This is a genomic window from Actinomadura sp. DC4 (assembly GCF_030406325.1).
GTDB lineage: Bacteria > Actinomycetota > Actinomycetes > Streptosporangiales > Streptosporangiaceae > Actinoallomurus.
Genome location: NZ_JAUEQY010000042.1, coordinates 49,308 through 75,548 on the forward strand (window position 1 = coordinate 49,308; position 26,241 = coordinate 75,548).

23 protein-coding genes and 2 CRISPR repeat arrays are annotated in these 26,241 nt (G+C 67.1%); of the genes, 13 read left to right on the forward strand and 10 right to left on the reverse strand.

The window, feature by feature from the left end; genetic code table 11:
- Window positions 1–45: 45 nt before the first annotated feature.
- Genes QWU11_RS42335 through QWU11_RS42360 form a run of 6 tightly spaced genes read left to right on the forward strand, consistent with a single transcriptional unit; the run spans window position 46 to window position 8,280 of the window.
- Window positions 46–1,311, forward strand: a complete 1,266-nt coding sequence (locus QWU11_RS42335) for a hypothetical protein (RefSeq protein ID WP_290120230.1) — start codon at window positions 46–48, stop codon at window positions 1,309–1,311.
- Window positions 1,308–2,231, forward strand: a complete 924-nt coding sequence (locus tag QWU11_RS42340) for a PrgI family protein (protein ID WP_290120231.1) — start codon at window positions 1,308–1,310, stop codon at window positions 2,229–2,231. Before QWU11_RS42335 ends, QWU11_RS42340 begins: the two co-directional genes overlap by 4 nt.
- Entirely contained in the window at window positions 2,228–3,982 is a 1,755-nt protein-coding gene (locus QWU11_RS42345; protein WP_290120232.1) for a DUF87 domain-containing protein, read from the forward strand. Before QWU11_RS42340 ends, QWU11_RS42345 begins: the two co-directional genes overlap by 4 nt.
- Window positions 3,979–6,378: a type IV secretory system conjugative DNA transfer family protein gene (locus QWU11_RS42350; RefSeq protein ID WP_290120233.1), complete on the forward strand. Its 2,400-nt coding sequence runs from the start codon at window positions 3,979–3,981 to the stop codon at window positions 6,376–6,378. The genes QWU11_RS42345 and QWU11_RS42350 overlap by 4 nt, the downstream gene beginning before the upstream one ends.
- 34 nt (window positions 6,379–6,412) lie before the next feature.
- Window positions 6,413–7,327 carry a replication-relaxation family protein gene (locus QWU11_RS42355; protein WP_290120234.1) on the forward strand — a complete coding sequence of 305 codons (915 nt, stop codon included), beginning with the start codon at window positions 6,413–6,415 and terminating at the stop codon, window positions 7,325–7,327.
- A complete protein-coding gene (locus QWU11_RS42360; RefSeq protein WP_290120235.1) occupies window positions 7,315–8,280 on the forward strand; it encodes an NlpC/P60 family protein in 966 nt (321 codons plus the stop codon). The genes QWU11_RS42355 and QWU11_RS42360 overlap by 13 nt, the downstream gene beginning before the upstream one ends.
- 226 nt (window positions 8,281–8,506) lie before the next feature.
- Here QWU11_RS42360 and QWU11_RS42365 read toward each other — a convergent pair whose 3' ends face one another.
- The 4 genes from QWU11_RS42365 to QWU11_RS42380 form a co-directional block, all read right to left on the reverse strand.
- On the reverse strand, window positions 8,507–8,827 hold the full coding sequence (locus QWU11_RS42365; RefSeq protein ID WP_290120236.1) for a hypothetical protein: 321 nt from the start codon (window positions 8,825–8,827) through the stop codon (window positions 8,507–8,509).
- A gap of 9 nt (window positions 8,828–8,836) precedes the next feature.
- Complete coding sequence (locus QWU11_RS42370) at window positions 8,837–9,031, reverse strand: hypothetical protein (RefSeq protein ID WP_290120237.1); 195 nt, start codon at window positions 9,029–9,031, stop codon at window positions 8,837–8,839.
- 498 nt (window positions 9,032–9,529) lie between these two features.
- Entirely contained in the window at window positions 9,530–9,835 is a 306-nt protein-coding gene (locus QWU11_RS42375) for a hypothetical protein (RefSeq protein ID WP_290120238.1), read from the reverse strand.
- 618 nt (window positions 9,836–10,453) lie between these two features.
- Window positions 10,454–12,076, reverse strand: coding sequence for a bacterial transcriptional activator domain-containing protein (locus tag QWU11_RS42380; protein WP_290120239.1), 1,623 nt, complete (start codon window positions 12,074–12,076; stop codon window positions 10,454–10,456).
- Window positions 12,077–13,106: 1,030 nt separating this feature from the next.
- On the opposite strand from QWU11_RS42380, the gene QWU11_RS42385 reads away from it, so the two are divergent.
- Window positions 13,107–14,102, forward strand: coding sequence for a hypothetical protein (locus QWU11_RS42385; protein ID WP_290120240.1), 996 nt, complete (start codon window positions 13,107–13,109; stop codon window positions 14,100–14,102).
- A gap of 35 nt (window positions 14,103–14,137) precedes the next feature.
- Window positions 14,138–15,943, forward strand: coding sequence for a S9 family peptidase (locus QWU11_RS42390; protein WP_290120241.1), 1,806 nt, complete (start codon window positions 14,138–14,140; stop codon window positions 15,941–15,943).
- A gap of 24 nt (window positions 15,944–15,967) precedes the next feature.
- On the opposite strand, the gene QWU11_RS42395 is transcribed toward QWU11_RS42390, so the two are convergent.
- Both QWU11_RS42395 and QWU11_RS42400 read right to left on the reverse strand, forming a co-directional pair.
- Window positions 15,968–16,174: a DUF397 domain-containing protein gene (locus tag QWU11_RS42395; RefSeq protein WP_290120242.1), complete on the reverse strand. Its 207-nt coding sequence runs from the start codon at window positions 16,172–16,174 to the stop codon at window positions 15,968–15,970.
- A gap of 17 nt (window positions 16,175–16,191) precedes the next feature.
- The gene (locus tag QWU11_RS42400) at window positions 16,192–17,019 is read right to left on the reverse strand and encodes a helix-turn-helix transcriptional regulator (protein ID WP_290120243.1); all 828 of its coding nucleotides are present in this window, start codon (window positions 17,017–17,019) and stop codon (window positions 16,192–16,194) included.
- Window positions 17,020–17,345: 326 nt separating this feature from the next.
- Here QWU11_RS42400 and QWU11_RS42405 point away from each other — a divergent pair, with 326 nt between their 5' ends.
- Together QWU11_RS42405 and QWU11_RS42410 are read left to right on the forward strand one after the other, a co-directional pair.
- Window positions 17,346–17,774, forward strand: coding sequence for an ATP-binding protein (locus QWU11_RS42405; protein WP_290120244.1), 429 nt, complete (start codon window positions 17,346–17,348; stop codon window positions 17,772–17,774).
- Between the two features lie 13 nt (window positions 17,775–17,787).
- Window positions 17,788–17,988: a MerR family DNA-binding transcriptional regulator gene (locus QWU11_RS42410; RefSeq protein ID WP_290120245.1), complete on the forward strand. Its 201-nt coding sequence runs from the start codon at window positions 17,788–17,790 to the stop codon at window positions 17,986–17,988.
- Between the two features lie 537 nt (window positions 17,989–18,525).
- Here QWU11_RS42410 and QWU11_RS42415 read toward each other — a convergent pair.
- The 3 genes from QWU11_RS42415 to QWU11_RS42425 form a co-directional block, all read right to left on the reverse strand.
- Entirely contained in the window at window positions 18,526–18,954 is a 429-nt protein-coding gene (locus tag QWU11_RS42415; protein WP_290120246.1) for a helix-turn-helix domain-containing protein, read from the reverse strand.
- Between the two features lie 125 nt (window positions 18,955–19,079).
- The gene (locus QWU11_RS42420) at window positions 19,080–19,607 is read right to left on the reverse strand and encodes an ATP-binding protein (RefSeq protein ID WP_290120247.1); all 528 of its coding nucleotides are present in this window, start codon (window positions 19,605–19,607) and stop codon (window positions 19,080–19,082) included.
- A 294-nt stretch (window positions 19,608–19,901) separates the two neighbouring features.
- A complete protein-coding gene (locus tag QWU11_RS42425) occupies window positions 19,902–20,183 on the reverse strand; it encodes a hypothetical protein (protein ID WP_290120248.1) in 282 nt (93 codons plus the stop codon).
- Window positions 20,184–20,305: 122 nt separating this feature from the next.
- On the opposite strand from QWU11_RS42425, the gene QWU11_RS42430 reads away from it, so the two are divergent.
- Window positions 20,306–21,109 carry a helix-turn-helix transcriptional regulator gene (locus QWU11_RS42430; protein WP_290120249.1) on the forward strand — a complete coding sequence of 268 codons (804 nt, stop codon included), beginning with the start codon at window positions 20,306–20,308 and terminating at the stop codon, window positions 21,107–21,109.
- On the forward strand, window positions 21,106–21,198 hold the full coding sequence (locus QWU11_RS47570) for a DUF397 domain-containing protein (protein ID WP_354670948.1): 93 nt from the start codon (window positions 21,106–21,108) through the stop codon (window positions 21,196–21,198). The genes QWU11_RS42430 and QWU11_RS47570 overlap by 4 nt, the downstream gene beginning before the upstream one ends.
- 332 nt (window positions 21,199–21,530) lie before the next feature.
- Window positions 21,531–21,803: direct repeats of the CRISPR family, unit length 29 nt; unit sequence GGGACCATCCCCGCGTGCGCGGGGAGCAC.
- A gap of 531 nt (window positions 21,804–22,334) precedes the next feature.
- A CRISPR array of direct repeats spans window positions 22,335–23,340; the repeat unit is 29 nt; unit sequence GTGCTCCCCGCGCACGCGGGGATGGTCCC.
- Between the two features lie 257 nt (window positions 23,341–23,597).
- On the opposite strand, the gene QWU11_RS42435 is transcribed toward QWU11_RS47570, so the two are convergent.
- Complete coding sequence (locus QWU11_RS42435; protein WP_290120250.1) at window positions 23,598–24,896, reverse strand: DUF1479 domain-containing protein; 1,299 nt, start codon at window positions 24,894–24,896, stop codon at window positions 23,598–23,600.
- 91 nt (window positions 24,897–24,987) lie between these two features.
- On the opposite strand from QWU11_RS42435, the gene QWU11_RS42440 reads away from it, so the two are divergent.
- Window positions 24,988–26,115, forward strand: a complete 1,128-nt coding sequence (locus QWU11_RS42440; RefSeq protein WP_290120251.1) for an ROK family transcriptional regulator — start codon at window positions 24,988–24,990, stop codon at window positions 26,113–26,115.
- The last annotated feature ends 126 nt before the right edge of the window (window positions 26,116–26,241 follow it).

The window sequence follows — 26,241 nt, forward strand, 5'->3', positions numbered from 1 at the left end:
GTCGTCACCCCGCCACCACCGCCGAACGGGTGCCCACCGTACGAAGTGAGTTGCCAGGTCGGCCAGGCGATCGACACCTGGTTCACCGGCCTGGCCAAACTCGCGATCCCGCCGGTCATGGACTTCTTCGGCAAGACCCTGCTGACCACACCCGAACTCGACAGCCCCGCGATGGCACGCGCCAGCTCCCTGTGGTCGGCCAGTGAGGCCATCGCCAACACCTGCTTCGTCATCATGGTCGTCCTCGGCGGCATCCTGCTCATGGCCGGCCACACCATCGCCCCCGGTACGGCCACTAAAGACATCGCCATGCGCCTGCTTCTGGCGTTCCTCGCGGCGAACTGCAGCAGGCTCGTAATCGAACAAGCGATCATTTTCGCGAACGGCCTGGCTCAGGCCTTCATCCACTACGGCGCGGCCAACGCCGACCCGCACGGCGCCGCCCAGGTGATGAAGGGCTGGCTCATCGGCAACATCGCCAGCCTCGGCATGCTCTCCGGGCTGATCGCGCTCGTCGCGGTCGTGCTCGCGCTCATGGTGGCCGGCGGCTACATCATGCGGGTCGCCGTGACCATGCTGCTGGTCATCGCGGCGCCCCTGGCACTGATCTGTCACGCGCTGCCACAGACCGACGGTCTGGCCCGCCTGTGGTGGCGCGCCACCACAGGGATGCTCGCCATCCAGGTCGCTCAGTCGATCGTCTTCGCCACCGCCGTCGTCATCCTCACCGCCAAGGATGGCGACACCGTGCCCTTGATCGGCATCTCCGGCCAGAAGGGCATCGTCGACCTGCTCCTGGTCGTCTGCCTGCTCTACATCCTGGCCCGCGTCCCCTCCTGGGTCTCCAAGACCGTCTGGCGGGGCGCGCTCGGCCGGAACCCGATCAGCACCGCGGCCCGGTTCTTGTTCTCGGTCCTCGTGCTGCGGCGGGCCACCGGCGCCCTGACCGGCGCTGGAAGCGGCGGACGACCGACACCACCACCGCGCCCACCAAGCCCTCGGCCGATGCCGCCGCCTGGGCCCCGGCCGCCGACCCACCCTGCGATCGGGACTCGGCCCTCGCCCCCTTCCCCGGGATCGCCGCCGTACGGCCGACAGCTGGACCTCCCGAACATGCCGCCGCCGAGCCCGGCTCCGAGCCGCGGCCCCCAACCGCCCCTGCCACCGCATCCCCGGCCCACGGCGCCCCGCCGCTGGCGCCAAGACGAACTGCCGTTCGAGGCACGACCACGACCGCCATCGCGCGGCTCCGCACCCGGCGAACGCCGTCAACCACCATCGCCACGAGACCCGAGAGGAGACCACCGATGAACCGCGACGCCCCCGGCACCTCGTACACGACCCGGATTCCCGCCGACGTCGACCGCGAGGACCGCGTCCTGGCGAACCTGACCGCCCGCCAGGTCGCCATCCTCGCCAGCACCGGCGTCGTGCTCTGGGCGGTCTTCATGGCCACCCGCCACCTTGTCCCGCCGCTGGTGTTCATCGCCTGCGCCGTGCCGATCGCCTCGGTGGCCGTGGCGTTCGCGCTCGTACGCCGCGATGGCCTCAGCCTGGACCGGCTCGCCCTCGCGGCCATCAGGCAACGACTCGCGCCCCGCCAGTACGTGTCCGGCGAGGTGCCCGCCACACCGAGCTACCTCACACCGCTCGCCACGAACCCGCCCGCGTCGCTCCCGCTACCGGTCAGCGCCATCCGTACGGACGGGCTCATCGAACTCACCGACCACGGCTGCGCCGCGTTGGTGTCCTGCTCCACCGTCAGCTTCGCACTGGCCACCATCGGCGAACAGGAAGCCATGGTCGCCGGGTTCGCCCGCTGCCTGCACGGCCTGTCCTCACCCGTCCAGATCCTCGTACGTGCCGAACGTATGAACCTGGCCCCCATGGCCGCCCGCGTGCTCGACGGCGCACCCGGTCTGCCCGACCCCCAGCTTGAGGCCGCCGCGCGCGAACACGCCGAGTTCCTCGCCGAACTCGCCGCCCGATCCGAACTGCTCTGGCGCCAGGTCCTGCTCGTCGTACGGGACCCCGAAGCCACGTCGGACGCCGACACGTCACCGGTGCTACGCCAGGCCGAAAACGTCGCCGCGGCACTGACGTCCGCCGGCGTCGACTCCCGTGTCCTCGACGGCTCCGCCAGTGCGGCGGTCCTGGCCGCCGCCTGCGACCCCAACAACCCGGCGCCCTGCTCCATCAAGAGCGCCGAGGAGGTGACCACAGGCCGATGAGACGAACCCGAACCCGCCGTACGGCACCGGCCGTCCTGCCGCTCGGCCCCGACGCCGCCGAGGTCGGCGCCCGCAACCTCGTCCTGGGCGACGGCGTCTGCGCCACCTTCGCGATCACCGGCTACCCGGCCGAGGTCGGCCCCGGCTGGCTCGAACCCCTGCTGTCCGATCCAGGCAGAACCGACGTCGCGCTGCACGTCGAGCCCATTCCGAACCAGGTCGCGGCCGATCGCCTCCGCAAGCAGCTCGCCCGCCTCGAATCGTCCGCCCGATCGGACGCCGAACGGGGCCGGCTGGTCGACTTCGAAGCCGATGCCGCCGCAGACGACGCGCACGCGCTGGCCGCCGGCCTGGCGCGCGGGCACGCCAAGCTCTTCCACGTCGCCCTTTACATCACCGTCCACGCTGGCAACGAAAGCGAACTGGCCAGAGAAGTACGCCGGGTCCGTACGCTCGCAGCGTCGTTGCTGCTCGACGCACGCCCCGCGACCTTCCGTACGTTGCAGGGCTGGACTTCCACCCTCCCGCTCGGCCTCGACGCCCTCAGCACGCGGCGGACGATGGACACCCACGCGCTCGCCGCCGCGTTCCCCTTCACCTCACCCGACCTGGCCTGCCCGCTGTCGGACACCTCCGTGCTCTACGGGGCGAACGTCTCCTCACCATCGCTGGTGACCTGGGACCGGTGGACGCTCGACAACCACAACGCGGTGATCATCGCCCGGTCCGGGGCCGGGAAGTCCTACTTCGCCAAGCTGGAGGCACTGCGGTCGATGTACGCGGGCATCCAGATCGCGATCATCGACCCCGAAGACGAATACGCCCGCCTCGCCGAGGCCGCCGGCGGCTCCCGCATCGCCCTCGGCTCGCCCGGCGTCCGCCTCAACCCGTTCGACCTGCCGTCCGGCGCCGACAAGACCACCGACGCCCTCACCCGGCGGGCGCTCTTCCTGCACACCCTGACCGCGGTCCTACTCGGCGAGCCCCTGGACCCCGCCACGCGAGCGGCGCTGGATCGTGCCGTCTTCGCCACGTACAACACCGCCGGCATCACCGAAGACCCCCGCACCTTCGGCCGACCGGCACCGCTGCTCCGCGACCTGTCGGCAACGCTCGACGCGAGCGAAGACCCCAAGGCCCGAGAACTCGCCGCACGCCTCGCCCCCTACGTCTCCGGCAGCTTCCGCGACCTGTTCGCCGGGCCCACGACGACCAAGCCCGACGGCCACCTGGTCGTCTTTTCCCTCCGGGAGGTCCCCGAGGAGCTGAAGACCGTCGCCACCCTGCTCACCCTCGACGCGATCTGGCGAACGGTCAGCGACCCGCGCGCTCTCAGGCGGCGGTTCGTCATCGTCGACGAGGCCTGGCTCCTCCTTCGCGACGGCGAGGGCGCGAAGTTCCTCTACCGCCTCGCCAAATCCGCACGGAAGCACTGGACCGGCCTCACCGTCGTCACCCAGGACGCGGCCGACGTCCTGGCCTCCGACCTCGGACGAGCCGTAGTCAGCAACAGCGCCACCCAGATCCTGTTGCGGCAGGCACCCCAAGCGATCGACCAGGTTTGCGAGGCCTTCCGCCTCTCCGACGGCGAACGGGCCTTCCTGCTCACCGCGGACCGCGGCGAAGCACTGCTCAGCTGCGGATCCCAGCGGGTGGCCCTGCGCAGCCTCGCCTCGCCCGTCGAGCACGCCATCTGCACGACCGACCCGGCCGAGCTGGTCGATCTCGACAACGACGGAGCCGCGCTGTGAGATCGATCGACCCGCGGCCGTTCCCTCCCGTCGAGCGGTTCCTCGACGACCCGATGACGAGCATGCGTCACGGCTGGGACCACCTCACGGGGCTGATCACTGCGTACTTCCTCCCGGTCTTCTGCGTCGCGCTCACAGCGACCGTCGCGACCGTCCTGGCACGTAGCGGGCTCCTCCGGTGGCGGCACGCGCGGTTGAACGCGCACGCCCGCGTGGTCGAGATCATGCCGCCTCCGTCGGTGGACATGGCGGGCGCCGAGGCGTTGTGGACGCATCTGCTCGGGCTGTTGCGCCCCCGCTGGTTGCGTCCTGTCACCGGAGTGCCGCACGTCGCCTGGGAGTATGAGTTCACCGCCGCCGGAATGCTCATCCGGTTGTGGGTTCCGGGAGTGGTCCCGCCCGGGTTGGTGGAGCGAGCCGTCGAAGGAGCGTGGCCGGGAGCCCGGATCGTACGGGCAACGGACCGAATCGCTGGAAACCAGCTCGATGCCGGCGGGCGACTCCGGCTGGCCCGTCCCGACCACTATCCGCTGCGTTCCGACTTCGAGACCGATCCGCTGCGCGGCCTGCTGGCCGCCGCCGACGCCCTGACCGACGCCGAGACCGTGGTCGTGCAGGTCCTCGTGCGGCCGGTGACCGGCCGCAGACTACGGCGAGCAGGACGGTACGCCACCGGACTACGCACGCCCGGCGCCGCGACGAGCGCTAAGGCCGGTCTGTTCGACATGCTCCCCATCGGCGCTTCCCACACGGCCCGACCGACCGCCTCTCGCCCGGCCGAGGTGCCAGCGGAGGTCCGCGCCATCCTGGCCAAGGCTGCCCGGCCACGCCTGGAGACCGTCGTGCAGTACGCGGTCAGCACCGACGACACCAGCGAGCACGGACAGGCCTGGCTTCGTGGTCGCGCGCACGCCATCGCCTCGTCGTACGCCACCTACACCGGCTTCAACCACCTGCGGCGGCAGAAGCTCCGCCACGGCGCGGAGATCCTGCGAGCACGCCGGATGGGACACGGGGATCTGTTGTCCGTGCCCGAGCTGGCCGCCATCTGCCACATCCCGACCGACGAGACGGTGCCCGGCCTGAACCGCGCAGGAGCCAGACCGACCCCGCCGCCCCCGGCCCTGCCATCGGGCGGCCCCGGGGTACGTGTGCTCGGACGAACCGAGGCCGGTCCGCCGCGCACCATCGGCATCCGGATCGCCGACGCCCGGCACCACACCCACATGATCGGCGAAACCGGCACCGGCAAGACCACCGGACTGCTGTCCATGCAACTCGACGACGCGATGGCCGGCCGCGGACTCGTCTCCATCGAACCCAAGGGTGACTCGACGCTCATCCTGTCCCGGCTCCCCGAGTCCCTGATCGGCAAGGTCGCACTGATCGACCCCGACGACCACGCCCCGCCACCGTGCCTCAACATCCTCGACGGCGGCACCAGTGAACTGACCGCGGACGTCGTCGTGGGAATCTTCCGCCGCATCTACGCCGACTCCTGGGGGCCCCGCACCGACGACATCCTCCGCTCGGCGATCCTGACCGCCGCGACCAACCCGGACGCGACCCTGGCCGACGTCCCCCGGCTGCTGGACAACGACACTTACCGCGCCAAGGCCATGGCCGGAGTGCGGAACCCGTTCCTGGCCGACTTCTGGAGCTGGTACGACCGGCTGTCCGCCGCCCAGCGCGCCAACGTGACCGGCCCGGTGATGAACAAGCTCCGAGCGGTCCTGCTGCGCGGCTTCGCCCGCGACGTTCTCGCCGCCGGACGAAGCAGCGTCGACATCGGCGAGCTGCTCGACACCGGCGGACTGCTCGTCGCGCGCCTCCCCAAGGGCGTGCTCGGCGAGGACACCGCCCGCCTCCTCGGATCACTCATCCTCGCCAAGACCTGGCAGGCCATCCAGGCACGCGCACGGCGCCCCGATGCCGAACGGCCGGACTGCGCCGTCTACATCGACGAGTGCCAGAACTTCCTCACGCTCCCGCACGGCCTGGACGACATGCTCGCCGAGGCCCGCTCCTACCGCGCCGGGCTCATACTCGCCCACCAGAACCTCACCCAGCTCCCGCAAGAACTGCGTGAGTCCCTCGCCGCCAACGCCCGCAACAAAATCGTCTTCACCATCTCCCCGAACGACGCCCGCCACATCGAACGCCACATGGCACCACAGCTGAGCGCGCACGACCTCGCCAACCTCAGCGCCTTCCAGGCTGCGGCTCGGCTTCTCGACAACGGCGCTCTGACCAGCGCCTTCACGCTGCGGACCCGGCCCCTGCCGCCACCCGTACGAGGCCGGGAGAAGGCCATCAGAGAGGCCTCACGAGCCCGCTACGTCCGCCGGCGACCCGACAACATCGTGTCCGGCCCGCTGCCCGGAGACCCGCGCTAGAGCCATCCGCGACCACCACACAGGGGGAACGACCATGACCACCACAGGACCCAGGCGCGGAACGACGGACCTGCTCGGCCTGCTCGCGACGCGACTGACCGCACGAGACCGCTGGCTGCTGCGCATGCTCTTCGAACACAAGGTCTTCACCACCGCGCACATCGCCGACCTCGGATTCGCCGGCAACCGAGATACCGCCGACCACCGGCTTCTCGTGCTGTACCGGCTCGGCATCTTGCAGAGAATCCGCCCGCTGCGCCCCGGTGGCGGGTCCGCGCCCTGCCACTGGCTCCTGGGCACCGCCGGCGCCGAGGTGCTCGCCGCCGAGCGCGGGATCGCGCTCAAGGAACTCGGCTGGCGACGTGACCGGGCCAATGCCGTCATGCTGTCCGCCAAGCTCGGCCATCTGCTCGGCGTCAACGGCTTCTTCTCCCGCCTCGCCGTACCGTGGGGCCACGCGCGACTCACCGAGTGGTGGCCCGAGGCACGGTGCGCGGCCACGTGGAAAAAGTTCGTCCAGCCCGATGGGTACGGCCGGTGGGGCACCGCTGAACGAGAGCTCGGATTCTTCCTCGAGTTCGACAACGGCACCGAGCCTCTCGCCCGCGTCACCGCGAAGGTCGACGCCTACACACGGCTCGCTCAGGCAACCGGGATCAGCACACCGCTGCTGTTTCACTTGCCCTCTGGCCGCAGAGAACAGAACTTCCGCGACGCCTGCCGGGCGGTGACGTTCCCGGTACTGACCACCTCAAGCGGACCGGCGAACCACCACCTGGCCGCCCCGGTCTGGGCGGCTCTCCACAGCGACGCCCGCCGCTCGCTAGAGAACTTCACCCGGCCACCCGAGCGAAGCCGTACCGGAGCGAAGACCGCAGTATCGGCGCTCCAGCCCAGTGCCTGGGCGACCCGTCCGAGCAGCACGGTGGTACCCCCATGTCCGCGCTGACGGTCGTGGCCGCCGGAGCCGGTACAGGCGTCATGTTCATGGCTGCGCTGATCGGCGGAACGACCGGCGCCATCACGGCCGCGAACGGGATGGCCTCGGGCTGCATGACTACGGACCAGCCGGCGGCGTCCAAGACCGCCGACGAGATCCCAGCCACCTACCTACGGCTCTATCAGGCAGCCGGCAGTGCGTACGGCGTCCCGTGGACCATCCTCGCGTCCATCGGCAGTATCGAGACCCACCACGGACGCGACCAGCGAATCTCCAGCGCAAGCGCACGCGGTCCGATGCAGTTCATGCCAGGCACCTGGGCCACGTATGGACTCGACGGCGACGCCGACGGCCGTACGGACATCACCGACCCCGCCGACGCCATCCCTTCTGCCGCCCGGTACCTCAAGGCCAGCGGTGCACCCGGACGCCTACGAGAGGCGATCTACGCCTACAACCACTCCTGGGGCTACGTCGCCAACGTCATCGCGGTCGCCCGCCGCTACGCCGCGCGGCCGGTGGAAGCGGCCGACGACGCCAGCTGTGGCTACGTCGGCCCGGTGCAGGCCCCGACCGTGATCGCCGCAAAGGTCATCGATTACGCGAGGGCGCAGCTCGGCAAGCCGTACATCTTCGGCGGCACCGGTCCAGCCGGCTACGACTGCTCGGGGCTAACGATGATGGCGTACCGCGCGGCAGGCAGCGCGATCCCACGGCTGTCAGACGCCCAGTACTGGTTCGGTGTGAAGGTCCCGCCTGGGCAAGAAGCGCCCGGCGACCTCGTCTTCTTCGACTACAAGCCCGGCCACTCCGGCCCGGGCCACGTCGGCATCGTCTACGACGTCCCTCGCGGCCTCATGCTCGCGGCCCCTCACACCGGCGCCAACGTACGCGTCCAGTCCTACCGCGCCTATCCCGGCGGGCCCGTCGGATTCACCCGGCCATACGCCCACCACCCCTGACCTCGTCCGGCCAGATCCCGGCCGAACGCCGGGTCGTCAGCGGACGGCCCGACACCACATAACGAGAAGAGAAGAGGTGTTGTCCATGGCGAATCCGCAGGGCGTCAGCTGGATCCGCAGGTGAGTGGTCCGCTTACCGCCGTCGCGATGCCAACGGTCATCGGCTCATGATCACGGGCCGGACGGAGACGAGCCGTCCGGCCCGTCGCCGACGGCACTCGTCCCGTCACATGCGGGTGCGTGTCGCCTCGGCGGCATCGGCGAGCGTGTCAAGAGCGCAGCAGGTTACGGGGTTGCATGGCTGTTCCGGCTCGGCGCCGCACTCGTCGCATCCTGTCGTAGGCCCTGATGGCCGATAGACCCACACGTCCTGGCCGACACTGAACACTCGTGGGCCTTGCAAACTCTGAACCGAGACGACGCTGGTGTTCAGGACACAGGGATCGCCCAAGACCTGGCAGACCGGGTTGAACATGACGTCCCAGCGGCGCAGTTCATCGGCGCGTAGATGAGTGAAGACGCCATCGTAAAGGTCGTCGAAAGTCATCGTCGCTCCTCAGCGGCCGGTCCAGATGACGTGGACGCCATCGGGGACCGCGACGGTCGAGACCGCGCTTTCGGTCTCTCGGTCGCGTACGTAGGCGTCCGTGACTGTTCTGACCATCTCGTCTGCGCCACGGTCGCCCCAGCCGTCGAGGAAGGCGGACACGACCGCGCCAGGGCGATCCTGGAGAAGCGGATTGCCGGTCATCGGGTTGCCTCCTTCCGGTCGGCGACGTCAGCAGTAGAGCCGTACGGCCGAGTCATGGTCGCCACCGCAGTAGCCACAGCAACGGTCTTGCGCATAGGCCGAGAGTTCCTCTGCGAACGTGTCTCGCCACTGGCACTGCTGGGGCGTGTATTCGTTGAAGTAGTCGGATCCACGTCTCCTGGGCGCATCGTCAGGAAGCCGAGAAGGCATCCAGCGGCGTGACCGAGCGTCGCGGCGACGGGCGCCGCGCCGTTGCCGGAGCAGAAGTCATGCCCTTCGAAGACCGTCTGTCCGTGGCGAGACAGCCGGTAGGCGTAACGGATGCGACCATCGGCGGTAAGGCCGTCTCCGCCGATCTCAAGGAAGTGGTCGGCGTCGATACGCCACACCAGCGTGAGACGCGGCGAATTGACATATTCGAGCAGACTTGTAGTGCAATTCCCAAGCATGGGACTCCCCCCACCTTTGATGTCAACGCTTCGCGACGCTTCGTAATCGTCAGGAGTTGGGACGTGGCTTACGGTTCCGCCAGTCCCGCTCTGCCCAGAGAATTGCCTGGATAGCTTGTGCGGAGCGTTCTGTGAAGACTTCATTTCGGGCGCCCTCGTCTCTGATGGCGTCGAACGAAAGCCATGCACCGACTCGACCGTCGACGGCAAAGAGGTAGCTTTCCTGATCGAAGTGGTAGTACACCTCGACCGAGACCCCCATGACGCGAAGTGTCTCCAGGCGCTCCGCGCCGTCCGTGAACGTGGCGGCGTTCTCGGCGACATAAGACACACCGCGAGAGATGACGTCGTCCATGCACTCGCACCACTGGATAGACGGGAATCGCTCTCTTACCTCGTCGAGGTGAGCGACATACCCGGAGCACTCAGCATTGGGCCGTGGCTGGATAGCGGGCGCAAAATCGGCCATTCGCTCACAATCATCAGTATGAGCGTAAGGAAGAAGGTCGGGAGCGTCCACGATCACCAGAATCCTTTTTGATACCGACTCGTCATTGCCCATTCCGATCCCCCCGCACACGCTTCCCTTTTGCTATTAACATTCGACCATATCCAGCCTTGCCTGGGAGCCCCCGCGCCGTATGTTCTTGGGAAAGTCGCACGCCGGATCCTTAATCGACCACAAGAAACAGAGAGCCGAAAGACAGAAATACGGCAGATAATGAATGACGATTGGCCAGGGAGAATGAATTACTGAAGGGATGACACATCGAGGCCATGCCAGTAGGAAGAGGTCCCCGCCCGTCAAGGAATCTTGTTTGAGTGTCTGCCACTCGTGTCGCGACGCGCATCCGCTAGAGGCAAGGGGCCCTGAACTGGCCGTTCTTCCTCGTTGACCTCACCGCTTCTGGACCGGGGGGCGAACCGGCAGGCGACCCGGGAGTCGCCATGGGGAGGGGTCGCCCGCCAATCCTCAGCTCACCGAACCACCGACGAGGATCGCTTGCAGCAATGCTCGCGTCTCCGCGCCGGGTTCCTCGCCTAGTCGCTCGAGGCGTCCCTTCAGCGTCTCATAGGTGATTCTCGCGTCGCCAGCGCGACCCAGCCGCTGATAGATCCGCATGATGTGCCGATCGGCTTCCTCGGCACACGGCATTATCCTGCCGGCGTCCTCCAGCATTGTGATCGCGGTGCCAGGACTATCCGCTTCGAGCAACGACGCGGCTTCATCCAATGCTCCGACGACCTTGCGCCGCAGGTCATACCGGAACGGTTCGGCCCACAGGCCGTCACCGACATAGACGAACTCGCCTCGGTAGAGTTGTATCGCTCGCCGTAGGAGGTGAAGTCGCTCCTGCTCACTAACCGCAGAACGGCTCGCGAGTAGCGCGGACTCGAATTCCCACATATCGACATTGAGCTGAGTCTCGTCGAGCCGGTATCGGTTCATCCGCAGCAGAACGAACTTTCCATGCGGCTGGCCGCTGGCGGCTCTGAGCGCCTTGCGGAGGTAGTAGACCGCGTCGGTGAACCGCTTGCGAGCACTCATGAGCGGCTCGTCGGGCCACAACTCCTCGATGATGGCGTCGGCGGTAGCGCCCTCAGGATGGCATGCCAGATAGGTCACCACCTCCCAGGAGAATCGCCGTTCCAGAGCCCCGGGAAGCTCAATGCCGTCGACCTTGATCCCCTCCGACCCGAGCACCATCAGCTGCGGGCGCCCATCCGCGCCTTCAGCCTGTACAGGCGAAGAATCGGTGTCGGATGAGACCGGATCAGTAGGTGAGCTCTCCAGATCAATCTCTGCGACAGATGGCGTCTCCGTCGAGACCATCTCAAGCGGCAGCGTCGTCAGGTACGAGCCGGTCAATTGCTCGCCCGGGGACGGCGCGGACAAGACTCTTCCGTCGTCATCGACGGTGAGCGACAGCCCGAAGGGCCAGTGGCCGAGGAGCACCGCGTGGACTCCATGTTCCGCGGTCCCTGCGAACAGGGACCGGAGCCGGGCCTGCTGAGCGTCCGCCCGAGCGCACAGCCACACCTCTCGCACATCGTGCTGCGGCAGGCCGTCATCCTCGGCCCTGATCCGCTCCACCGACGCCGCGTGGACGAGACCGATGGCCTCATCCAGGGTGCGCGCCACCGTCACGTGCTCCGGCCGACCGCCGTCGCCGTACAGCTCCTGGAAGCAGTCGGCCGTGATGACGACCGTGTGACGCCCCGGAGCGGCCAGGACTCTCAAGGCCGCCCGTACGACACCGGCACCGCAGACTCCGATCACGCCTCCTGCGGATGCCACGTCGACAACGATCGGGCCGGCGCAGGACCAGCCCTGGATCGGCTCGCTCGGATCGGGTCTCCCGTCGACACGCCGGACCACCTCGTTACCAGGCGACAACGCGACCTCCGCGACGACGGAAGCTGGAGCATTAGGACCCTCGCATCGCCGACCCCGTCGTCCAGGGAAGGCGCTGGCCAGGCGTCCGAGAACAGGCCAGGGAAGAGAGATTGAGTGCGCGCTGCTCACCAGGGCGGGAAGACGGCTGAGCCCGAGCACGAGAATGGATATCCCGAGCAGTGTGAACAGGTACAGCATGATTGGCGGGTGCTGCGGGTCCGCGCTCCGAGTCGACGTCCAAGCACGTGAGATCTGAGATGTCACCAGCGCCGGACTCGGAGAGTACGTGGCGGAAACAGACGCGGCCGTTCCGGGAGACTCCGGCTTCGACGTTGTCGGCACCGGACGCGGGGTCGAGTGCGCGGTCCTCACCCGCGGCCGTAGAGCACTCCGCAGGGCGCGCGGACCAGAAGTGCTCGACCGCCGTACGAGCTGCGGCCTGGTCTGTTCACGCACCGGACGGGACGCAGCGTGCTGCGATCGCCCCCTTCGAGCCGTCGCGCCTGGATGCCTCCTGTACGTAGCTCGCCGCAGACGAGGCACATACCTCCGCACCACCGAGTTCTCGTTCGACCGCAGGGCGGGCGGCGGGTCGGCCGCCACGTATCCAGGCACCCAGCGGCTGATCTGCCGGCAGGCCATCTGGGCGTAGGCGACGCCCTCAGGCGGAAGCCCCTCCGGCGCGCAGCCGTCGGCCGGTGTCCGCCTGGGCGACGCGCTCGACACCGTCTCGCCCACGTGCTGTGGCCGAGGCGGCGCCCCCATCGCCAAAGCCATGCACACGAAGAATGCTGTTGCCAAAAGCGCTCTCCGGATCACTGCTTCTCGGTTTCTCGTAGCCATGCGCCCATCCCCCCGAAGTTCGCGGCCAGGTGTCGGACTGCTCGCGACTCAAGGGAACTGGGCTTCTGAGCAGGAGAAAAGAGGGATTCCCACGCACTGATTAGTTCCACTCACCGAGAGCGCGGCGTCTGCCTACAAAGGATCGTCACCGACGACGTCACCTGGGGGCCGAGGTCAGCGATCGAGCCCTATGACTCCAGCGGATCCGCCTGACACCACGTCTTCGTGCTACCGACTCAGAGCCGACTACGGACAGCGCATGTACGATGACTAATAGTGGTTAGTGAGGTGATCGCATCAGCACTCGAAGCTCAGTTGGACGCGTGGAATCAACGTCTATTTCCTTGTTGACCCCATATGGACGGACGCCCGGGAAGAGCGCAGCATGAGTTCCTGGGAAGCGGGGTCGGTCCAGCAGCTCTTGGAAGGCTTGGTCAGCGACGAACTGCTGGCCGCATTCGAGAAGCTCGCGGAAGCGGACGGCTGCCTCGCGTCGCAATCCGAAGAGTTCGTCGGTGGGCGCGACGTGAAGGAGGAACTGCTCGACTGCGGGATGGCGCACGTTATCTCGGGAAGTCCGAATCCGGCGCGTTTCGTTCCCGCGCCTCCCGAGCTGGCACTTCAGGCCGTCCTGCGGAAGAGACATCAGCAACTTCTGGTCGACTGCGAACGGCTTATGGACGGGCACGGCCGGTTCTCCCGTATCGATCGGCCACAGCCGCAGCCTGAGGGGTTTCATCACCGCCTGGTCGACATCATCACCGACCGGGCGGAGATCACCCGAGCTTCGTTCGTGCTGGTCAACAGTGCACACGACGACTGGATGAGCCTTGAGAACGGTCGGGTCGAGGCCTCCATCGACGATGCCACCGGCTATACGCCGCCTCCCGCGTTCGAGAGCACCGTCCGCTGCCGGGCGATCTATGAGGCCTCGCTTCTCGACAACCCGGTCGTCGTCCGGGCCATCGAGCAGTCGATCAGCCATGGAGAGGAGGCCCGCCTCGTCCCCCGAATCGGCATGAAGATGAAGCTCGCCGACGAATCGGTGGCCATGCTGCCGCTTACACCGACCGGGATGGAAGGCGCGATGATCATCCGTTCAGCCGTCATCGCGAGCGCGCTTCGGGAGTACTTCGAACTGCTGTGGGAGCGTGCCATGCCGTTCGGTACTCGGCCAGAGTCGGCGACCGGCCTGCCCCCTGTTGAAGAGCGGATCATTCCCCTGCTCGCCCAGGGACTCACCGATGAGGCCATCGCCAACCGACTCAAGGTGAGCCTGCCGACAGTGCAGCGCCGGCTCGGCAATCTGAAGAGACATCTCTCAGTCGACACCCGAATCGCCATCGTCGTGGCCGCCATGCGCCGCGGCTGGATTCAGTGACCCGCGCCGGTCGGACCGGTGCGCCGAGCTCCTGGATGGACATGCTCGATCTGAACGCCTTCGTCCCCAAAGCCCGCTTCCAGCCTGGCGTCTCCCTTTCACCGGACGCCGGCGAGGTCGCCTACGCGAGCAATAGCTCCGGCCGATTCGCCTTGTGGGTCGCCCCTGTACGGGGAGGCGCGCCACGGTGCGTCGCAGAGTTTCCCGACCAGGCCGTACGGCAGGTCGCGTGGGCGCCCGACGGTAAATCCCTGGTGTTCACGGCCGACCACGATGGCGACGAGCAGTTTCAGATCTATCGGGCTCCCGCCGAGGGCGGCACACCTGAGCGGCTCACCACCGTCGACGACCGCCAGCACCGGTTGGCCCTCGATCCGTACGATCCCCACGGCCGGTATCTGATCTACGCCGCGAACGACCGTGACGAGTCCGTCCACGACCTCGTCGTCCTTGACCTCCACGACGGTACTGAGCATCGTCATGTCCCCATCGGAAAGGCGTCTTTCCAGCCTGTCTCCGTCTCGCCGGACGGCCGGTGGCTACTGATCGAAGGTTTCAGCTCGAACATCGACTCGGACTGCTATCTGCTCGACCTCTCGACACCGAACGCGCAGCCCACACGTGTCACCGACGGTGATGCGCAGTTCGAACCTCTCGGCTGGGCCTCTGACTCAACGGGCTTCGTTCTTTTGACGACCGCATGGGGCGAGTTCACCGCGGGTGCGTGCTACTCCATGGAAGACAAGCTACTCAAGCCGATCGTCATCGCCGACTGGGACGTCGAGACCGTTCACGAGACCTTCGGGAAGCTTCTCTGGGTGGTCAACGAAAACGGCCGTTCCGCCCTCCACAGCCGCCGCGGCGATGCCGAGCCGACCCGGCTATCGCTTCCACACGGAGTGATCAACGCCCTCGACATCGCTCGTGACGGCTCTGTCGCCGCCCTCCTGCTTGAGACGACCACGCGTCCGGCCGAGATCGTGATCCTGGACCTGGCCACCGGCGCCCACACGTATCTCACCGACACCCGCCCCCCGGGGCTCACCGCGGTAGAAGCGATCGAGCCGAAGACGGTCGCCTTCACCACCCGAGACGGCAGGGCCGTGCACGGCCTGCTGTACCGCCCGCACGGCGACGGCCCATTCCCGCTCGTGATGTGGATCCACGGCGGCCCAGAAGCACAGGAACGCTTCACGTACGAGAGAGCCGGCCTCTACCAGTACCTGCTCGACCAGGGCATCGCCATCTACGCCCCGAACGCCGCCGGCTCAACGGGCTACGGCCTTGAGTTCCGCAAGCTCCTGTACCGCGACTGGGGCGGCGTTGACCTGCGCGACTTCGAGGACGCCACCGTCCATCTCAAGTCGGTGGACTGGGTCGACTCGAACCGTCTCGCCGTGGCCGGCGCCTCGTACGGCGGATTCGGTGCGCTGTCGTGTCTCACCCGTCTACCCGGCCTGTGGACGGCGGGCGTCTCCCTGTGCGGGCCGTCCAACCTTGTCACCCTCGCGGCTGCATGCCCACCGACCTGGCGAGAATTCGTCAACATCGTCCTCGGCGACCCTGTTGCCGATGTCGAACTCCTGACCCGGCGCTCCCCCGTCGCCTACGTCGACCAGCTCACCGCCCCACTGATGGTCGTCCAAGGTGCTCGCGACCCTCGCGTCCCCAAAGCCGAAGCCGACCAGATCGTCGACAAACTCCGCAGCCGCGACGTCGACGTTCGCTACATCGTCTATCCGGACGAAGGCCACGGCTTCACCAACCGCGACAACGAGATTGACGCGTACACCCAAGTCGGCGACTTCCTGATCGCCCACCTCAAGCCGACGACGCACTGACATACCGGCCGGTCGGCTCGGCGATCAAGCCGGATCGAAACGTCCTTGCTTGATCTGATCGAGGAAGCTCGTCCAGGCCGCAGGCGTGAATGCCAGCGTCGGGCCGTCCGGGTCTTTGGAGTCGCGTACGAGGCGGGCGGCGTTCAGCGTGGCCGCCTCGACACAGCCTTCCCCGCCGTCGCTGTAGGTGCTCTTACGGAAGCGGGCCCGAGGACTGTCACGGTTGGGCATACGGCCCCTTCCTGCGGTCAACGCCCCGCCCGCCGCCCGATCAGTTTCGCGGACTCACCGGGGTTCAGCGCGGTGGACTGCATCTGCTCGAACGCGAGGGTGTGCGTGTGGACCTGGCTTTCGTCCTCAATGTACAAAGCGCCGGTCATGCTCTCCACATAGACCACGTCAGGAAAGTACTGCTCCGGGAAGTGCAGGATCGAAAACGACCCGATCACACCGGGATGAGCACCAGCCGCCGCCGGCATCACCTGGAGCGTGACGTTGGGCAGCTCGGCCAGTTCGAGCAACCGCTCGTACTGGGCCCGCATGACCTCCTTCCCGCCGATCTCGCGGTTGAGGACCGCCTCATCGATGATCGACCAGAAACGAAGAGGCTCGTCCCGTTCCGTCAGCACGGCTTGGCGCGTCGCCCGTACCGCCACTCTCCTGCCGACCGCGGACGGCGGCTTGATGCGCATCAGGGCGGCTTGGATGACTTGGTGGGCATAGTCCTCTGTCTGCAGCAGGCCATGGATCACACCCATGCTGTAGCAGCTCAACGCCTCGGCCTCGGCTTCCAGGCCGATGTAGGTGACGTAGTCGGTGCGCAGGGGCTCGGCGTCCCACCAGTCGCGTTGACCTGCGGTACGCGTGAACTTGATCAGCGCCTCGTGTCGCTGGCCGGCCACCCCGTAGAGCTCCAGAAGACCTTCGACCTCTGGTACGTCGACACGCCGTAGCACGTTCTCGATCCGCGACAGTTTCGTCTTACTCCAGCCGAGCCGCTGAGCCGCCTCTTCCAGCGTCAGCGCGCTCGCCTCACGAAGGCGCCGAAGCTCAGTCGCCAGACGGCGTTCGCGCACGGTGGGTGCTCTTGTCGACACTCGCAGCAGTCTGCCCAGCAGCGAAGGTCTGAGCAACCATCCTCGCCACTCGGACAGCGAAAGATCTTGAACTTGTTGCTTGAAACAGTTGCAGAAACCTTCTTAGACCCTGCACCATGCGTAACAGGTCACAAGCCGAGCGTGATGATCCAGGTCATGTCGAGCTCTGACCTGGACTGTTCTCACAGGACCACGGACCCCGGCCGGGCGGCGCCCCCCATGCCGTCCCGCCGGTGAGGGAGCTGCGGTCCCGGCCCAGGACCCCCCGGGGCCGGGACCGCAGCCAAAAGAAGGGGAGCGCTCGAATGTCCATGTCACTCACCGCCGAACCCGGCCTCCACGAAGAGCCAAGTGCGATGCGCTGGCGGCGCGTCTTTCCCGGTCGCGCGGAGCAAGCACGCTCCGCGCGTGACTTCGTCGCGTGCCTGCTGACCGGGCTCGCAATCGCCGACGACGCCGTCCTCGCCACCGCTGAACTCGTCGCCAACACGCTCAGACACACCCGCTCAGCGCGACCCGGCGGCGAATTCATCGTCGAAGTGCGTCACTGGAGCTCCGGCACGTCCATCGGCGTGACCGATCAGGGTGGGACGAGCGAACCAAGGCCGCGCGACGCCGACGACATGGCGGAATCCGGACGAGGACTGAAGACCGTCGCGACCCTGGCCACCCGCTGGGACTGGACCGGCGACACGAACGGGCGCACCGTCATCGCCGTCTTCGACGGGAAGTGACCAGGACGTGCCGATGCTTCTCCAACTACAGCGCCGCTCTGACTCCGATCTACTTCGGCCAGGAGAAGTGGCGATGATCTTCGGCGTGAGACCGGCAACCGTCGCCCGGTGGTCGCAGGAGGGAAGACTGGCGTACACGCTGACCCCTGGTGGCCACCGCCGCTACTGGTGGGCCGAGGTTCGAAAGCTCCTCAAGTACGAGGAGACGACATAGCGCCGCCGACGTGCGTCTACGGCATCGCCTGGCGCTTTTATCCGACGAGCGGCCGACCTTTTCTGACCTGGGCTCATCCAGACACCCGTTAGATGTCGCGGTCGGCCGTGATCTGATCATTTCACCTGCCCCATGGGCGCTGTCCCTCGATCTTGGGGACGTGACGGGCCTGCTCGTGCCAGTGAGCGAGCCTCGTTGGACCTGAGCGCGGTGCATGAGCGTCGGCGACCGGGCGGTGCGCTGCGCCGCCGCCCGGTCCAACCCGAACAGCTCTAAAGGCTCTGGAACGGACTGAATCGGGTCGTGCGTGCCTACGGCTACCTGTGGCTCGCCAGTCGCTCGTTAACCGCTGCTGTCGTGGGAGTCCGCCTGCTAGACCTCATTGAGCGCGGGACGATCGCTGCACGCCGCCAATCCCCGCATCTGGCGTCAGGCACCCATCCAGCGGCACGCGTCGCTGGATGGGCATCCCGAGGGCAGCGACCGGCGCACCGTACGCCGGAGTGCCGCACTATCCGTCGACACAGCGCGACGCCGTCAGACATCCGGTATCCCCGCGCCCGCCTGCTGGGCCGGTCGAAGCATGCGCGGGTGCTGCTCGTCGGCCGAGCGGCGCCGTTCGATACCGCCGCGGCTCCGTAGCGTGGTCCGCTCACCCAGAAGCCGGCGCATGACGCCATAGCTACACCCGAACCGCCGTGCCACCTGACGAATGGTCCACCCTTGCTCATACAAGCGCACGGCATCCTCGACCATCTCCCGCCGTCCGGGGTCGGCCCCGGCATCGGTCTGGGTCGCCAGTTGGTCGCTAATCCCCGCCCGGCTGTAGCGGCGATGGCCGCCTGGTGTCAGCAACGGCACCAACCTGCCCTCACGAGCCCACCGGGCGATCGTCGTTGTACGAACACCGAAGATCTCCGCCACCTCTCGCGGCCTGAGCAGATCATCAATTTCTTGAGCAGGCATCGTGTTCTTTCCTTGTCGTGCCCCGGCGCTGAGTCGCTCCGCTTCCCGATGACCACACCGTTTCCGGAGTGGTCGGCGGCGCCAAAGCGACTCAGAGCCGGGACGTTCACTAGGCTTGCTTTCGATCACACATGCATGTCCGCGGCGGGGACCGGTTCGCCGATGTCCAGAATCGACCAGACGGTCTTGCCGCCGTGTTCCTCCAGCCGCCAACCCCAGTCCTTCGAACACGCCTCGACCAGCACCAAGCCACGTCCATCTACGCGATCAACGGACCCGCTCTGCCGATCCGGAACCGCCTCGCTGATGTCCCACACCTCCACCAGCACGCTCCAGTCCTGACGACAGATCCTGAGTTCGGAGACGTCGCCGACCTTCATGGCATTCGTCACCAGCTCCGTCGTAACCAGCAAGAGATCATCGGCCACATCACCGAGTCCCCAGCCGGCGCACACGAGCCGCAGGAAGATGCGCGCCTGTTCAGAGGCGATCGGATGCGGAGGGAGAGGCAACCGACACGCTCGCCTCTCCATCACGCCCGGCCGCGATACGCCGTTCTCAGCGAAGGCTTTCTCATTGGACGCGCACATCTCCTTCTGAATCCGTCCTTCATTCGACGTACCGTCGACCGTGCCCCGCTCCCGGTTCGCCACAGTCGGCGAGTGGAGTTGGAGGGCTGGGGCAATCCGGGAGCGGGTGCTAATTCGATGCGCCTCATGAGCGGTTCGCACCCACACGCTCGCGTGTGCGCGAAGCGCATCGCAATCTCAGGGCGGCGGCTGGTGGCTGCGCCCCCTAGACGTGCATCTGTGGCATGCGCGAGCGACACAGGGCGTCTCGGCCCGTCCACGAGACGTCGGGGAGTCTTAGAGCGGCATGGGCGTGGCGGATCTTGGCCATGGTGCGAGCTAACGGCCCGAGTGACGTAGGCGGGTTCACGCGCGGTCCTAGCTGACAACGCTCTTGACGGCGCTCACGGTGGCGACGATGTCGTGCGCTGATCCTTGCGGGGCGTCCCACGACCACCACCATGTGAATATCTCGTTGTCGCCTTGCTTGAGCGTGAGCACCTCGTCAAACACCGGGTTACCGTTCGGCGCATACACCTTGATCTTGGTGGCCGGTTCGAGGATCTCCGTCGCGAGTCCCTCACGCCTGAGCGCGTAGTCCAGTCGCCTAACAACCCCATCGGCACCCTCGCCGGCGGGACGGTCCGCAGCAATCGACATCTCTCACCCCTCCTGTCTCGCTTCTTGTGAATGCAAGCGTGGCGAATGGCGCGTAACCTGAGAAGCGTTGGCGTGCGGTCGGTTGGCTGTGAAATCGCCGCCGAACTTCACGGAGGGTGTGAATGCCGTTGGCTCCCAAACGAGAGACAGCACGAGATCTGTGGGGCAAAGAACTGGTCTTTGCAATCAAACACGCGGGCATGACCGGGCAGGATCTAGCCAGGGCGCTACCCGTCGCGCCGTCCACGGTAAGTCAATGGATCAATGGCAAGCGGACACCCGACCTGAAGGACGTCCGCCTGTGTGACGCCAAACTCGGAACAAACGGCCATCTCGCGAGATACTACAAGCAATGGGTCACACGCGAAATCCCCTCGGAGTGGGACGACAAGTGGCTGTCGGCCGAAGCCAACGCGAACATGCTGCTCAACTTTGAGCTGAGCTTCATTCCTGGCCTGCTTCAGACTGAGGACTACGCACGGGCGATCATTCAAGATAACCACTCATCGACCGACATCGATGAGCGCGTGAAGCGCCGAATGAGTCGACAGACGATTCTCAACGACGAAAGTCCACCGACATGCATTTTTGTCATTGATGAATATGCGCTACGGAGGCCCTTTGGAACACCGCAGATCATGGCGGCACAGTTAGCCCGGCTATGTGAACTCGCCACACGACCCAACATTGTGATCAAAGTAATCCCCCTTAACACTCCGTACTATGCCGCCCTCCCCTTCATGATCGCGCGGCTTGACGGCGTCGAGCTTGTAAATGTCGATACGACGCTTCGCGGCCAAGTGATTGAAGAAAACAGCGAAGTAGCGGAAAGCAATAAAATCTGGGAAGACCTCCGAGAGGCGGCATTGTCGACTTCCGAATCCCGCCAACTCATAGAGAAGGTAATGCGGACATGGGAACAATGAACTGGCGTAAATCGTCTCGCAGCGGAGCGAACGGAGAACAGTGCGTAGAAGTTGCCGAGACTGACGAGCGCGACGCTTATCCTACATAAATCATAAAAAATCCCAGCAGACCGGGAGCTGTTTCATTCAACGCCAAACTTGACGCGAGAACGGGAGTAAATGCAGCCTAACGCCGCCTCGCAAGCCTTAGGGCGATGTTGCCTCGGGTAGCTCTAGACGAAACTCGGAGGACTCGATCACGGCTTGATCGGCGCGTATGCGTTCGAAAATTCCCTCAGTCACGCAGACCAGGTCGGGAACGAAATTGGTCCGCCGCTGAGCGCAGGCGGGGAGCACGTTGACGGGCATGACACTCGACTCCTTCAAGGGCCATCCCGCACGCAGGGAGCACGACGACGCGTACGGGCGAGCGAGATGCAGCGGGACCATCCCCGCGTGCGCGGGGAGCACGACGGCCACCTCGGTCTTGACGACCTCGTCCCGGGACCATCCCCGCGTGCGCGGGGAGCACACCTGGCCCGGCCTCGGCCGCGTGCTCCTGTCGGGACCATCCCCGCGTGCGCGGGGAGCACAAAGGCACTGCCACGGACGATATGCGCGAGTTGGGACCATCCCCGCGTGCGCGGGGAGCACTCTTCGCCGGTGTCGCGGGCGATGTAGTCGATGGGACCATCCCCGCGTGCGCGGGGAGCACCCTCGATGACCTGGGGCTTCCGAGCGCCAAGTGGGCTGGATTCATCACTTTCAATGATCCGGTGATTTCCGGCACCAGTGAAGAGCCGCTAAGCCTCAGCCGCAAGCGACAGCGCACTTGGCTCCCGTCTTTCAACGGAAGGCCAACAGCAATCACCGCTGCACCGTGATCCAGGCCGGTCAACACGGACAACTCCGCCGCCCGACGACACAACCAACCGTGACACGCAACGAGCCACTACCACCGGCAAACTGCCACCGCCCGATCCGATCGATACCAACGAGCCCACGATCGAGTACCTCCCCAGAAATCAGGCGCCCCAGCCCCACCTCCACGCCCGCCAACCACTGCATCAGTCATCCACAGACACCGAGGAAACAACAGAACCCATCGATAGACTCCAAAGAACACCGAACGACGCGACACCCTGGCCCGATATAGGCGACCTGCGCAGAAATAGGCAATATGTCGTGTTTCATAAAAGTAATGAAAACCGGCCACTGCGTCGCGTAACTCCGCAGGTCAGCGAGTGTGCTCCCCGCGCACGCGGGGATGGTCCCGAGGCGCTCGTCTCCAAGGTCATCCGGACCCAGTGCTCCCCGCGCACGCGGGGATGGTCCCAACGACGGCACCCTCCGCAACGTCGTGCAGGAGTGCTCCCCGCGCACGCGGGGATGGTCCCCGGCCGTAGTGATCGACCCGGACGGTATCGACGTGCTCCCCGCGCACGCGGGGATGGTCCCTGGGCGCTCTCGGTGACCGGATGGGCAGCATTGTGCTCCCCGCGCACGCGGGGATGGTCCCGCCGGCGCCAGTGTGGCGCCGCGGATCCCGATGTGCTCCCCGCGCACGCGGGGATGGTCCCGCGCAGTACCCCGCCGTCTCGTACAGCCGGATGTGCTCCCCGCGCACGCGGGGATGGTCCCACGTGCCGGACCTTGTTGTCAGTGGTGTCGGTGTGCTCCCCGCGCACGCGGGGATGGTCCCACGTGCCGGACCTTGTTGTCAGTGGTGTCGGTGTGCTCCCCGCGCACGCGGGGATGGTCCCCGGCGAGCAGCTCATGTCGGTGACAACGGTCCGTGCTCCCCGCGCACGCGGGGATGGTCCCCGCCACCGGCAGCACTCGATCACCTTCGACCTGTGCTCCCCGCGCACGCGGGGATGGTCCCACCTGTACACGTCCCAGGAACGACCCTCCGCCGTGCTCCCCGCGCACGCGGGGATGGTCCCATGGCCATGGTGACGACGTCGGAGCCGGCGATGTGCTCCCCGCGCACGCGGGGATGGTCCTGGCCGGAGGCCATTTTCCTGCCATTCATGCCCGTGCTCCCCGCGCACGCGGGGATGGTCCCATGCTGACGAGCCAGATGGCGCTCGCCAACAAGTGCTCCCCGCGCACGCGGGGGTGGTCCCGACCCGTACCCACACAGCACCCAGAGAAGGAAGTGCTCCCCGCGCACGCGGGGATGGTCCGAGGGCGGCGGTCGCCGGGCTGACTCCGGCAAGGTTGCTCCCCGCGCACGCAGGGATGGTTCGTCACCTGACCCTGTGCGCTCCCGTATCGGATTCGTTCTCTGACCTGCGGTTCAGGTAGCAGCCAGGATGGCGTTTTGTAGGCACTTGATCGGCCACAGGCCACGCTCCCGTCCACAGCGGTGAGCCGGTTACCGGCCCCCGCGACCCACCACGGCCGTCCGGTCCCGACGCTACAGGCGTGGCCGGCATGTGCACTGGGCCAACTACCGCTCGGGAACTCTCGTGCGAGAGGCGCAGTGTTTGCTGTGTCGTGAAGATCAATTGAGGCCGAGGCCGCGTCGGCCGGTGATGTTGAGGTCACTCTGCCGGAACCGATCAGGCCAGGACTGCTCGTAGTGCTCGGCTGGGAAGTCCGCAGGGCTTGCCCCCGTGAGGAGCGCCTCGCGAACGCTGGTGGAGTAGCGCTCGTTGCGTGGGCACCAGGGGGCGGCGGGGATGTACATGACGTTGCCCCAGCCCTTCTGGTTCTCGACTGGCGCGACGCTGTGGATCATGTCGCAGTGCCACCACACCGAGTCGCCGGCGCGTACGTCGGGGATGCCGGTGACGGCCTTGAGGAGCAGGGGGTGCCAGCGTTCGCTGACCGGGAAGACCCGGTTGATGGTGACGCCGCCCATGTCGTCGTCGGGTACGTCGGGCAGCAGGGGCCGCAGCATCAGGTAGGCCATCGCCGCGGGGATCGGGACGGTGTGCAGGACGCCCTGGTCGTGGTCCATGTCCGACAGGGCCGTCCAGCCCTGGAAGGTGCGGAACGCCGAGCACATGGTGGTCCCCGGGTACTGGGGGCCGTCGGTACGGTGGGCGGCGTCCCACGGGTCGTACTCCTCGACCGTCCCGTCGAACAGGTGCCGGAACGCCTGCTGGTAGGCCTTGGTCATCCACAGGTCCAGGGTGCCGGGGTCCAGATGGGTGCCCAGCCCGCCCGAGTCGGTGCCCGGCGGGCGGCGGCGGATCCGGTCGGGGTACAGGGAGTCGCGGTCGGGCTCGAACCAGCGGACGCCCTCGGACTCGTGCTTCCACTGGGCGTTCAGGAACGCCTGCACTCGTGCCATCCGGTCGCTCTGGCGTGCCTGCATCTGCGCTGCGGACCAGTAGATCGGGTAGATCTCCGGCTTGGATCCGACGCTGCCGAAGAAGTCGTCGCCCGGCCCGCGGTAGGCGTCGAAGAAGCCGTTGCGCTCGGTGTAGTCGACGATGTCGCGGTCCCACGCCACCGCCTGCTCGCGCGGGAAGTGGCCGCGGACGATCAGGCAGCCTCGGCGGTGCAGCGCCTGCATCTGCTCGGCCGTTACCGTGCCCGCCTCGATGTCGGCGTAGTCGATGACGGGCCAGACCGATTCGCCGCGCGTACGGGTGGCGGCGATGTCGGCGACCTCGGCCTCGATGCGCCGTTCGACGACGGCGAATACCTCTTCGACCGTACGTCCTGACGCGGCGATCCGGGCGCGCAGTGCGGCTTTGATCTGCCGTGTCGCGTCGGGCAGGTCGGCTGGAATCTCCTCCCAGTGGGGAAGGGGCGGCAGGGACGTGCCCGCCGGGACAGTGGGTGCGGTCACAGCGACTCCTTCAAGATAAGACTCCTTACTTGAAACGGACACTACGCTCCGACCCCCTTTCCAGGCAAGCGCCTTTATTACAATCTGGGCCATGGACGCCCCGAAACCGTCTCTGGACCTGGTCCGGAACGTGACCGATGAGCACGTCCTGCGCGCGCTCATCCGGCACCGGCGGATGACGCGGGCGGAACTCGCGGCTGAGACAGGGGTGTCCAAGCCGACGGCGGCGGAGAGCGTACGGCGGCTCGTCGAAGCCGGGCTGGTGGTCGACTCGGGTGAGCGCACACTCGGCGGTCGCGGGCGCGGCCGGGTCGGCTTCTACTACACGCTCGCCGGCGACGTCGGAACGGCGTGGGCGATCAGCATCGCGCCGGAAGGCGTCGTCGCCGAGGCCGTCGACGTCTACGGGGAGACCGCCGGCCGTACCGAGGAGGACGTCGGCCGGCCGGCATCCTCCGATCAGGTCGCCACCGCGCTGGCCGTGGCCGCCGAAGGGCTCGCGGCGAAGGCGGGGACGCCGGCGCTGGCCGTGGTGAGCGCCGCCGATCCCGTCGACCGCGCCACCGGCCGCCTCGTCCATCTGCCCGACGCGCCTTTTCTGGTCGGTGAGCTGGACCCGGCGGAGATCCTCGCCTCCCGCGTCGCGGGACCGGTCACGGTCGACAACGACGTCAACTGGGCCGCGCGCGCGGAACTGGCCGCCCGGCCCGGCAGCGATACCTTCGCCTATCTCTACCTGGGCGAGGGCCTGGGTTGTGCGATCGTGAGCGATGGACGAGTCTCGCGCGGCCGTCGCGGGCTCACCGGCGAGATCGCCCATCTGATCACGACCGGCCCCGAGGGCCGCGCCACGGCGCTCATCGAGGTGTTCGGCCTGCTCGGCCTGCGGCAGCCCGGCTCCACCGCCATCGACGTCAATCGGCTCCTGGCGGCGGCCACCGGCACCGGTCCGGAGGCCGCCGCCGTACGTGCTGCGCTCGGCGAGGCCGTCGGCGGCGCGCTGGCCGCGATCACCTCGCTCGCCGATCCCGAGCACATCGTCATCGGCGGCCCCTGGGGGCGGCATCCGGAGATCCTCGCCGCGCTCCACGACGCCGCGGCCCGCCATCCCCGCAGTCCCGTCCTGCGCGCGGCGACCGTACCCTCGCCTTCCCTCACCGGCGCCCGGGCCGACGCCCTCACCCGCCTGCGCGACGGCATCATCGCCACGCCTCGCTGAGACGGCCGCGGCGGCGTGGAGCGCGGCGAGGATCTCCGGAGGCCGCCCCCAGGGGCCGCCGATGACGCTGTGGTCGGGAGCGGCGAGCGAGGTGAGCGCGGCCAGCGCGCCGCCGACGGCCTCGCC